The organism is Thalassolituus sp. UBA6592 (genome assembly GCF_002433655.1).
GTDB lineage: Bacteria > Pseudomonadota > Gammaproteobacteria > Pseudomonadales > Oceanobacteraceae > Venatoribacter.
Map to the genome: position 1 here is coordinate 1 of NZ_DJIO01000179.1, position 10635 is coordinate 10635.

A 10635-nucleotide genomic window follows, 5' to 3' on the forward strand; every position below is an offset into this window, starting at 1 on the left:
GTGGTCGCGGCGCAGGTCACCGCTGATTCCGGCGATGGCATCGGCTTCAGGAGCCGGCTCGATGCGGATGCTGCCCTGTTCGAGCCGTTGTTCAATATCGCCGTCGCTGAGTCGCATGTCTGGTGTCCTGTAAATCGGGAAATTCGTTTGCTGGCAGGAGTTTACCGCAGACAGGGCGCTGGCTGTAGAGCGCAGCGCAGACAATTGTGGTTTTGTTTACTTTAATGCAGTGATATCGATCTGGTAGCGGGTTTCACCGTCTTTTTTATCCTGCAGGCGCACCAGCTGGTAGTTGTGGTCGATGGCATACCAGGCATATACGTTGCGGTTCTTGTTCTTGCGCACCTGTCTGAGTTTGATGGTGTTCAGGCGGCCGATATCGGTATTGAGCTGCTCTTCACCGACTACCTCGAATTCGAAGTCCTTGGCGCGGTTCTTTTCGAAGACCTGATATTTGAGGTCTTCGTCGCCTTTTGCCAGGTCCAGCCCTGCCTGCAGCATATAGGTCAGGTTGTCCTGAATGGTATCTTTCCAGGCGTTGCTGTATTGCTGCTGGTTTTCCAGATCGCTGACGCGTTTGAATTCTGGTGTGAACACCAGCGTGCGGTCGCTTTCATTGATCAGGCCGCTGCCACGGTAGCGGTATTCCAGTGGCGTAATCAGGCCATCTTCAAAAGAGAATTCTGAGGTTTCAACCAGGCCTGCGGCGCTGGCATCGGCTTCAAAGATCAGCTGCCAGTTGCCATTGGTGAGCTGGCGCAGAGTGCGGCTGGCTTCGATATCAATACTGAACCAGCCCAGTTTCCAGGCGGTTTTGTAATGAGCGGTGAAGGGGGTCAGTTGGGCAGATGGTTTCGCCGGATCAGCGCTGTCGTCGGCATTTTCGGCTTCATCCTCAGCTGCATACGCTGTTGCCTGTTCCGGGGTTTGCGCTGATTCCTGCTCGAGTGATTCGTGCTCAAATGTTTCCTGCTCGAGTGATGCTTGCTCTGATGCGCTATCTGGCGAAGACAGTTCCGTCCGGGATTCGTCGGCCATTGCGCCGGCAGACAGGGCAACAGCGGCAAAGAATAAAGCGAGGGGCAGGTGGCGGGTCCGTTGGTTCAGCATAATTCAGCCTGTAAACTCCATATAACGCAGATGTTGCCGTATCTGACCAGCAAAGTCGCGCCAGATTCCTTTCCGGCTGATCAGTGAGTGGTGATCACTGTTCCAGACGCAGACCAGCCTCTGGCAGCTGTTTGCCATCCAGCAGGGCTTTGTTGTCTTTCATCACCAGTCGTCCACTGACAAACCATTTAACGGCAATCGGATAAATAATGTGCTCCTGCTGCTGCACGCGCTTTTGCAGGTTTGTTGCATCATCATCCGCGTTAATTGTGACAGCTGCCTGAATCACGTTCGGGCCATCGTCCAGTACTTCGGTAACGAAGTGAACAGTTACGCCGTGCTCGCTGTCACCGGCATCAATCGCACGCTGGTGCGTGTTCAGCCCCTGGTATTTTGGCAGCAGAGAAGGGTGAATATTGAGCATGCGTCCTTCGTAACGGCGGACAAAATCCGGCGTCAGAATGCGCATAAAGCCGGCGAGCACAAGCACATCCGGCTCGTACTCATCGATTTTGCGCATCAGGGCAACATCGAAGTGTTCACGGCTCTGATATTCTTTGTGATCCAGACCAACGCATGGAATATCGCGGTCGCGGGCTTTTTGCAGGCCTGCGGCTTCCGGGCGATTGGAGATAACTGCGGCGACTTCAGCGTCGATATCACCGGATTTAACAGCCTCGGCAATGGCCAGCATATTGCTGCCACTGCCGGAGATCAGAATAACGATACGCGGCTTCTTTTCAGGTTCGCCGGGCGGTCGCATCATACGTGGGTACCGATAAACTCGACCTGTTCTTCGCTGTCAGATTTTGTCTGAATATCACCGATGATCCAGGACTGTTCGCCTTCTGCGTTCAGCAGAGCAACAGCAGCATCAGCTTTTTCTTCCGGAACGACAGCAATCATGCCAACACCACAGTTAAAGGTGCGGTACATTTCGCTGGTTTTTACGTTACCGGCATCCTGTAGCCAGCTGAATACGGCAGGCCACTGCCAGCTGTTAGTGTCGATCACGGCCTTGCAGCCTTCTGGCAGTACGCGTGGAATGTTTTCCTGGAAGCCGCCGCCAGTTACGTGGCACATGGAGTGCACTTCAGAGGCGTTGATCAGCTTCAGTGCAGAGCGTACGTAAATGCGGGTAGGGGCCATCAGGGCATCAGCCAATGGCTGACCATCCAGATCGGCACTCAGGTCAGCATCAGACACTTCGATGATCTTGCGGATCAGAGAGTAGCCGTTGGAGTGTGGGCCGGAAGAAGCCATGGCGATCAGTTTGTCACCGGCTTTTACTTTGCTGCCGTCGATGATGTCGGCTTTTTCTACGATACCAACGCAGAAGCCTGCCAGATCGTAGTCTTCGCCTTCGTACATGCCAGGCATTTCGGCCGTTTCACCACCAACCAGAGAAGCACCCGCCTGAGCACAGCCTTCACCGATACCGGTGACAACAGAAGCCGCAACGTCTACGTTCAGCTTGCCAGTGGCGTAGTAATCAAGGAAGAACAGCGGCTCAGCACCGGCAACCACCAGATCGTTTACACACATGGCGACCAGGTCGATACCAATGGTGTCGTGCTTGGCGAGGTCCATGGCGAGGCGCAGCTTGGTGCCCACACCGTCGGTGCCGGAAACCAGTACCGGTTGTTCGTAGCCCTGAGGTAATTCAAACAGAGCGCCGAAGCCACCCAGGCCGGCAAGCACTTCAGGACGGCGGGTCGCTTTCGCCACGCCTTTGATGCGCTCTACCAATGCATTTCCTGCGTCAATGTCGACGCCCGCGTCTTTGTAGCTAAGGGATTGTTTTTCAGTCATGCCGTTGTCACTGGAGGTACTGGGTGGAAGAAGGCGCGTATTCTAACGATTTGTTCCGCCAAGTGCACCACTCAAATACCGCTTAGTCAGCCGCGCGGGATGATCATCGGCTGTCATCCCCCGCCGGATGGCAGAAATCTGTACAGATATGCAGCAATAGGCTGCCCAGATCACAAAATCTTATCCGGCTTTGGGCTGGAGACTGGCTATCGGCGCTGTTCGTGGCACAATACGGGCCTTTTCTGCCAGAACGCGCTGCAACTTTGGGCGCATTGTCTGTCTGAAGGATGTATCTGAATCAGGCGCTGCCGGGGCAGGGCCATGTCATAAGGAATCTGTCTGTGCGAGCTGTCAGTCTGATCGTCATGTTGTGTCTGAGTGCGCTGGGGCATGCGGTTACCGTATCCGATCTTTATACCGTGAGTGTGCCGGTGGAAAATCAGTCCGCTGACAGCCGCCAGCAGGGTACTCAGCTGGCACTGCAACAGGTGGTTGTTAAAGTTTCCGGGCTCTCTGCCAGTGCCACCAGTGAATCTGTGCAGCAGGCTGTGTCGCGGGCAGACCGCTATGTAAAAAGCTTCCGTTTCAATCGTGACGACGATGCCCTCTATTTAAAGGTCGTGTTTGCGCCGAACCTGATTGATCAGTTGCTTACCGATGCGCATCTGCCGGTCTGGGGCAAAAGCCGGCCATTGGTTGTGCTGTGGAACGGCGTCGAAGAAGGTCAGGAGCGTCAGTGGATCAGTGCCGATACTCCGCAGTGGTATAAAACCATGGCGCGCGCCATGGATGAACGGGGTATCCCGGTATTGTGGCCGGCTCAGGATCTGGAAGACGAAGCGACCTTGCCGCTGGAACGACTTTGGGGGCTGTTCCGTGGAGATATCGAGAAAGCTTCCGAACGCTACCGTGCCGATGCCATTCTGGCTGGCCGTATGACGCCGACCCTGAACGGAGACTGGCGCTACAGCGGATTTTTTGAACACGATGGCGAGGTACTGGACCTCAGCAGCCGCGGTGAAACGGCAGAAGAAGCCCTGCGTCAGGTGACTGAGCAGATCGCTGTGCTGCTGTCCTCGCGTTACGCAGTGATTGATGACGGCACCAGTTCCGGCCATGAGCTGCGGGTTTCCGGTGTCAGCAGTTTCCGCGCTTATCACGATCTGTTGGCTTATCTGCAGGCAAATGTGGCGGTGAACAACGTGCGTGTGCGGGCGGTGCATGAAAATGATCTGGTGCTGGATCTGGACCTTTCTGCTGACTGGAATCAGGTCTGGGCGACCCTTTCGCTCGATAATCGGTTATTGTTGTCAGAACAGGGTGACTATGTCTGGCAACAATAGGGCATAATAAAAAGCATGGAACATCAACAACTTACATTATCTATCACGGTCCGGGACGACGCCCGGTTCGCGAATTATTATGCCGGCCCGAACGAGCAGGTGGTACAGGCGCTGCAACAGCAGTGGACGACCCACGGCGAGCCTTATATCTATCTGTGGGGTTCAGAAGGCGTTGGCTGCAGCCATTTATTGCAGGCGGCCTGTCACTATGCGGAAGGTCTGGGTCATCAGGGTGTTTATCTGCCGCTGGACGAACTGGTGGAATACAGCCCTGCGGTACTCGATTCTATGGAAAACCTGCCTTTGGTGGCTCTGGATAACGTGCAGTCCGTCGCTGGCAATAAAGAGTGGGAAGAAGGCCTTTTCCATCTGTTTAACCGTGTGCGCGACCGTCAGGGGCACATGCTGATTGCCGCCAATCAGGCGCCCAATCATGTGGGTATCCAACTACCGGATCTCAGCTCGCGTCTGAGTTGGGGTATGGTTTATCAGGTTGAGCCGCTGGAAGATGACGATAAAATTCTGGCGCTGCTGCTGCGCGCCAAACGTCGCGGTCTGAATATGAATGACGACGTCGCGCGTTTTATTCTGTCGCGTGGTCCGCGTGATATGCAGGGCCTTTTTGATCTGCTGGATAAGCTGGATCAGGCATCTCTGTCAGCGCAGCGTAAGCTGACGATTCCGTTTATCAAAGCGGAAATGGAGTGGTAACGCCCGGGTAATCCGCGGAACCAGTCCTGGTATCGTTTTACGCCAGACACAAAAAAGCCGCCGGCTGATTTCCCTTTATCAAGGTAGTCAGCGGGCGGCTTTTTTTTTATTGCCGTGCTGTTATCGCAGGATCAGCTCAGTGCTTTGCTGATACGGCCTACCGCATCCTTCAGCACGTCCAGACTGGTAGCGAACGACAGTCGGGCATAACCCGGGGTGCCGAAGGCGGAGCCTGGAACCAGTGCTACACCAGCGTCAGTCAGCAGTTTTTCGGCAAAGGCGACGTCGTCTTCAACGCCCAGTTTCGCCATGGCTTCTTTAAAGCTTGGGAATGCGTAAAAAGCACCATCACTTTCGATACAGGTAACGCCCGGAATCTCGTTCAGTGCAGCAACCAGATAGTCATGGCGTTCTTTGAATGCCTTAACCATAGGTGTTACGCAGTCACGGCCACCGTTCAGGGCTGCTTCCGCCGCAACCTGAGAAATAGAGGTTGGGTTGGAGGTGCTCTGAGACTGAATCTTCTTCATAGCGCCAATCAGCTTCGCCGGGCCCGCAGCGTAGCCAATACGCCAGCCGGTCATGCTGTAGGCTTTGGAAACACCGTTCAGTACGATGGTACGGTCATACAGTTCCGGACACACGGTCAGGATGTTTTCAAAGGCGAAGTCCGCCCACCAGATGTATTCGTACATGTCGTCAGTGGCGACCAGTACATCCGGGTATTTTTTCAGCACAGCGGCCAGTGCTTTCAGTTCTTCACCCGTGTAGGCAACACCGGATGGGTTGGATGGGCTGTTCAGTACCACCAGGCGGGTTTTGTCGGTGATGGCAGCATCCAGCATTTCCGGTGTCATTTTGAAGCGGGTTTCTTCGCCGGTTTCAACGATCACCGGAGTCGCTTCCGCCATTTTCACCATATCCGGGTAAGATACCCAGTAAGGCGCAGGGATGATGACTTCGTCACCCTTGTTCAGCAGTGCCAGAGACAGGTTGAAGAAACTTTGCTTACCGCCACAGGAGACCAGGATCTGAGCAGGTTCGTAGCTCAGGCCGTTGTCTTTCTGCAGCTTGTTAATAATGGCTTTCTTGAGGCCCGGCGTGCCGTCGACCGCCGTGTATTTGGTAAACCCGTTGTTAATTGCCTCTATAGCGGCCTTTTTAATATGCTCCGGAGTATCGAAGTCAGGCTCGCCCGCGCCGAGGCCAATAATGTCTTTGCCTGCCGCACGCAGCTCTGCAGCGCGGTTGGTCACCGCCAGAGTAGGGGAAGGCTTGATCTGTTGAACGCGATCAGACAATTTCAGGTCCAAAATGTGTATCCTCAAAAACCGATGGTGGTTGCAGGCAGTCCGGCTGATCCGGGTCGGGAGCCCTGCCAGTCAAAAATCCGTATAATGTTATCTGATATGAGCTGTAACTGGAATCCTGATGAGCAAGGCATTTGAGCTTTCGTCCAAATATTCTCCCGCCGGTGATCAACCCGAAGCCATCCACCAGCTGGTGGCGGGTGTCGACGCAGGACTGCTGAAGCAAACCCTGCTTGGGGTGACCGGTTCCGGTAAGACCTACACCATGGCCAACGTCATCGCCCAGTGCGGACGTCCGGCAATTATCATGGCGCACAACAAAACTCTGGCTGCACAGCTGTACGGTGAATTTAAGGAATTTTTCCCCAATAACGCCGTCGAGTATTTCGTCTCTTACTACGATTACTATCAGCCGGAAGCCTACGTTCCTTCGTCGGATACCTTTATCGACAAAGACGCTTCGGTGAATGAACACATCGAACAGATGCGACTGTCGGCGACCAAGGCTCTGATGGAGCGTCGCGACGCCATCATTGTTGCCACCGTGTCCGCGATTTACGGTCTGGGTGATCCGGATTCCTATCTGAAAATGATGCTGCATATTGTGCGTGGTGATTCGATCGATCAGCGCTCCATTCTGCGCCGCCTGGCAGAGTTGCAGTACACCCGCAACGATATGGATTTTCATCGTGGTACTTATCGGGTGCGCGGAGAAGTCATTGATATTTTTCCGGCGGAAAGTGATGACGAAGCGGTGCGTATCGAACTGTTTGATGATGAAGTTGAACAGATTTCCTACTTCGATCCGCTTACCGGCGAAGTGCTGAATAAAGTCGCACGGGTAACCATTTATCCGAAGACCCACTATGTAACGCCACGTCAGCGCATTCTCGATGCGATTGATGGTATTAAGGTGGAGCTGGACGAGCGGCTGGAATATTTCCGCGAACATAACCTGCTGGTTGAAGCTCAGCGTCTGGAGCAGCGCACCAAATACGATATCGAAATGATGCAGGAGCTGGGTTACTGCTCGGGCATCGAAAACTATTCACGCTATTTATCTGGCCGTGGTGAGGGTGAAGCGCCACCGACGCTGTTTGATTATATTCCAAATGATGCGCTGGTTTTCGTCGATGAATCCCATGTAACGATTCCGCAGATCGGCGGTATGTACCGTGGTGACCGTTCGCGTAAAGAAACGCTGGTGCAGTTTGGTTTCCGCTTACCATCGGCATTGGATAACCGTCCGATGCGTTTTGAAGAGTGGGAGAAAATTGTTCCCCAGTGCATTTTTGTTTCTGCCACACCGGGTAATTATGAAAAAGACCATCAGGATGCCGTGGTCGAGCAGGTGGTGCGTCCGACCGGTCTGATTGACCCGGTAGTGGAAGTGCGCCCGGCGACCGGTCAGGTGGATGACGTGCTGCACGAATTACATGAACGCATCAGTGCCGGTGAGCGGGTATTGATTACCGTACTGACCAAACGCATGGCGGAAGATTTAACTGAGTTCCTGCTGGAGCAGCACATCCGTGTGCGTTATCTGCACTCCGATATTGATACCGTGGAGCGGGTAGAAATTATCCGTGACCTGCGTCTGGGTGAATTTGATGTGCTGGTGGGGATTAACCTGCTGCGGGAAGGTCTGGATATTCCGGAGGTCTCTCTGGTCGCTATTTTCGACGCCGATAAAGAGGGCTTCCTGCGTTCCGAACGCTCTTTGATTCAGACCATCGGTCGTGCTGCCCGTAACCTGCATGGTAAAGCGATTCTGTACGCTGACCGCATGACCGATTCCATGACCAAAGCCATGGATGAAACCGAACGCCGTCGCGAAAAACAGATAGCCTTTAACGAAGAGCACGACATCGTACCTCAGGGTATTAAAAAATCCGTGGCCGATATTCTCGATGCAGCGCCACCGCCGGGCAAAAAAGGCAAAGGCAAAAGTCGTGGGCGTAAAGTCGCCGAAGATCATGCCGAATACGGTGCGGATGATTGGCGTTCACTCAGTGCAGCTGAGCTGGTTAAAAAAGTGGCGGTGGTGGAAGATCAGATGTTTAAGGCGGCAAAAGACCTTAACTTTGAAGAAGCTGCCCGCCTGCGCGACCAGTTGCATGAAATGAAGCAGAGGGTGATCGAGAACAGCTGAGCTGTTCCCGATCCGGTTTTGTCGGTGAATTAATCCAAGTCAGCGGATTAATCAGAGACAGGTGTATAAGACTGCGTTGAATAATCTTCTGCCGCAGGCTTGCTGATGGTGCCGACTTCTTCCACGTAGTCTACGAAAGACTGTGCGTAGTCGAGGAAGGTATCCACCGCGCGGCCATCGTTGCTGACGGTACCAAAGGTCACATAACCATCCTGTCCCTGAGCGGTAAAGCTGTTGCTCACCACGGTCAGCTGATCAGCATCTGTCAGAGCAGTCCAGTCTGACGTACCGCGTTCCTGAACCTCAATATCATACAGACGCTGACCGGCAGGGCGGTTCATGTCGACGGTCCAGCGAATGCCTGCGCCATAAGGATAGGCACCGGAAGAGCCTTCCGGATTGTGAGCATAATCCACTGCTTCGTTCAGCACCTGGCGGATTTCCGCACCGGTCATTTCCAGGTTGGTCAGAGTGTTGGCAAATGGCAGCAGGGTGTAGGCATCACCAATGGTAATGTCACCGGCAAAAATGTCGGTACGTACGCCACCACCATTCTGAATGGCAATATCTGCTTCCAGGCTCAGATAGAGGAACGCCTGAGCAACCACGTTACCGATGTCACTGCCGTTGGCGCTCTCATTGCTGCAGTTTTCATCGCCGTAAGCACGGCCAGGAATACGCGCCAGACACAGGTCTTCTGACGCTGTGCCAACCACTTCGTTACGGAACTCATCCAGTTGCGCAGTGTAAGTATCCAGCAGCTGCTGAGCAGCTGTGTCCGGCGTTACCACAGCCAGCTGAGGGGCTGCTGCAATCGCACTTTCAATGGCTGCCAGTTCATCACCGGCTGGGGTGTATTCATTTTCTTCAGCGTCTTCACGCAGAATTTCATCACCCAGCAGCAGGTAAGGTGTACCGGAACAGGATTCCACAGTACCGTCGTTATTCCACTGCACATTCAGCTCACCAACCACCTGCGCATACTGCCATGCCTGAACCACACAGGTGGTGTCGCCATCAGCGTTGGTAACAATCGTTGGGTAATCGCCGGCACTGGCCTGGCCGAATTGTTCAAAGTCGCCCAGCAGCGTATGCGAGTCACCACCAACGATGACGTCAACATCGGTCAGCTGTGCTGCCAGTTGCAGATCGTTTTCGTATTGGTAGTGGGTCATCAGAATGATTTTGTCGATGCCGGATGCTTTCAGCTCATCAATCATGGCCTGAGCTGTGGTGGCTTCATCAAGGAACTGAGTGGTCGCCAGTGGACTGGAACTGTTCTGGGTTTTGTTTTTGATGTCGATACCGATTACGCCCACTTCATGACCGTCCACTTCGAACACATGGTAAGGCTTGATGTAATCATCAGACGCATTCGGTGCCAGTGGTGTGCCGACCTGCGGCACTACGTTGGCAGCCAGAACCGGTGTCTGACAGCTGCCACTGTGCAGCTCGTCGATAAAATCTTTCAGGCCGGCATCGCCGCGGTCAAACTCGTGGTTACCCAGAGCGAAGGCATCGAAACACACCTGATTCATCAGATCGGCGTCGGCTTCACCCTCAAACGACGTGAAGTACAGAGTACCGGTAATGGCATCACCGGCGTGCAGCTTGAGCACGTTATCCAGTTCCGCTTCACGGGCAGCAATCTGAGCGGCAACGCGTGGGAAACCACCGCTGCTGAACTCGGTGTCCTGACCAGCGATATCCAGCGTGATGGATTCTTCTTCCAGATGGGAATGGTGATCGTTGATGTGCAGGATGTTCAGCGACAGCGGCGTACCATTCTGATCGTTGTTATCGTCGTTTGCGTCATTGTTGCTATTGCTGCTGCTACCGCCGCAGCCGATCAGAGTTGCCGCAGGAATCGCCAGAGCCAGAGCCTTAACGAGGTTTTTAGAGGGTAAGTTTTTAATACGCATCATTCGGGTCCGTGATTGAAATGATCACGGCTAAGCTAGGCAGGCGCTGTTGCAGTTGGGTTACAGTGCAATGGCATTGACGAAAGTTTACCTTCTTATCAATAAGGTATGGCTGTGCGCCGGATCTGAGCAGGAGAGGGAATCTATGCATCTGATTTCAAAGGTTTTTCACATCATCCGCTGATCGCGACTTTTCATTGCAAAAGGGTTGCACTGAGCGGGGCAGATGGCTATTATACGCGCCTCTTCAGGACTATAGCTCAGTTGGTTAGAGC

The 10635-nt window shown here is 53.8% G+C and carries 8 protein-coding genes; 3 read left to right on the forward strand and 5 right to left on the reverse strand.

All coding sequences use genetic code 11. The features are described from left to right. Window positions 1–216: 216 nt before the first annotated feature. From B2Z72_RS17915 to purM, 3 genes are all read right to left on the reverse strand, one after another. A complete protein-coding gene (locus tag B2Z72_RS17915; protein WP_296984133.1) occupies window positions 217–1110 on the reverse strand; it encodes a DUF3108 domain-containing protein in 894 nt (297 codons plus the stop codon). Between the two features lie 94 nt (window positions 1111–1204). Continuing rightward, entirely contained in the window at window positions 1205–1876 is a 672-nt protein-coding gene (gene purN / locus B2Z72_RS17920; protein ID WP_296984134.1) for a phosphoribosylglycinamide formyltransferase, read from the reverse strand. After that, window positions 1873–2922 carry a phosphoribosylformylglycinamidine cyclo-ligase gene (gene purM, locus B2Z72_RS17925; RefSeq protein WP_296984135.1) on the reverse strand — a complete coding sequence of 350 codons (1050 nt, stop codon included), beginning with the start codon at window positions 2920–2922 and terminating at the stop codon, window positions 1873–1875. Before purM ends, purN begins: the two co-directional genes overlap by 4 nt. A gap of 341 nt (window positions 2923–3263) precedes the next feature. On the opposite strand from purM, the gene B2Z72_RS17930 reads away from it, so the two are divergent. Together B2Z72_RS17930 and hda are read left to right on the forward strand one after the other, a co-directional pair. After that, on the forward strand, window positions 3264–4265 hold the full coding sequence (locus B2Z72_RS17930) for a DUF2066 domain-containing protein (protein WP_296984136.1): 1002 nt from the start codon (window positions 3264–3266) through the stop codon (window positions 4263–4265). A 15-nt stretch (window positions 4266–4280) separates the two neighbouring features. After that, on the forward strand, window positions 4281–4976 hold the full coding sequence (gene hda / locus B2Z72_RS17935) for a DnaA regulatory inactivator Hda (RefSeq protein ID WP_296984138.1): 696 nt from the start codon (window positions 4281–4283) through the stop codon (window positions 4974–4976). Window positions 4977–5107: 131 nt separating this feature from the next. Here the strand turns inward: hda and B2Z72_RS17940 are convergent, their stop codons facing one another. Next, the gene (locus B2Z72_RS17940) at window positions 5108–6292 is read right to left on the reverse strand and encodes a pyridoxal phosphate-dependent aminotransferase (RefSeq protein ID WP_296984167.1); all 1185 of its coding nucleotides are present in this window, start codon (window positions 6290–6292) and stop codon (window positions 5108–5110) included. A gap of 115 nt (window positions 6293–6407) precedes the next feature. On the opposite strand from B2Z72_RS17940, the gene uvrB reads away from it, so the two are divergent. Beyond that, a complete protein-coding gene (uvrB, locus tag B2Z72_RS17945; RefSeq protein WP_296984139.1) occupies window positions 6408–8438 on the forward strand; it encodes an excinuclease ABC subunit UvrB in 2031 nt (676 codons plus the stop codon). A gap of 47 nt (window positions 8439–8485) precedes the next feature. Here the strand turns inward: uvrB and nadN are convergent, their stop codons facing one another. Then, window positions 8486–10363: an NAD nucleotidase gene (gene nadN, locus B2Z72_RS17950; RefSeq protein WP_296984141.1), complete on the reverse strand. Its 1878-nt coding sequence runs from the start codon at window positions 10361–10363 to the stop codon at window positions 8486–8488. Between the last annotated feature and the right edge of the window lie 272 nt (window positions 10364–10635).

Excerpts from the sequence above, each read along its gene's own strand:
- B2Z72_RS17915 (WP_296984133.1), bottom strand. The coding sequence starts at position 1,110 with ATGCTGAACCAACGGACCCGCCACCTGCCCCTCGCTTTATTCTTTGCC.
- purN (WP_296984134.1), bottom strand. The coding sequence starts at position 1,876 with ATGATGCGACCGCCCGGCGAACCTGAAAAGAAGCCGCGTATCGTTATT.
- purM (WP_296984135.1), bottom strand. The coding sequence starts at position 2,922 with ATGACTGAAAAACAATCCCTTAGCTACAAAGACGCGGGCGTCGACATT.
- hda (WP_296984138.1), top strand. The coding sequence starts at position 4,281 with ATGGAACATCAACAACTTACATTATCTATCACGGTCCGGGACGACGCC.
- uvrB (WP_296984139.1), top strand. The coding sequence starts at position 6,408 with ATGAGCAAGGCATTTGAGCTTTCGTCCAAATATTCTCCCGCCGGTGAT.
- nadN (WP_296984141.1), bottom strand. The coding sequence starts at position 10,363 with ATGATGCGTATTAAAAACTTACCCTCTAAAAACCTCGTTAAGGCTCTG.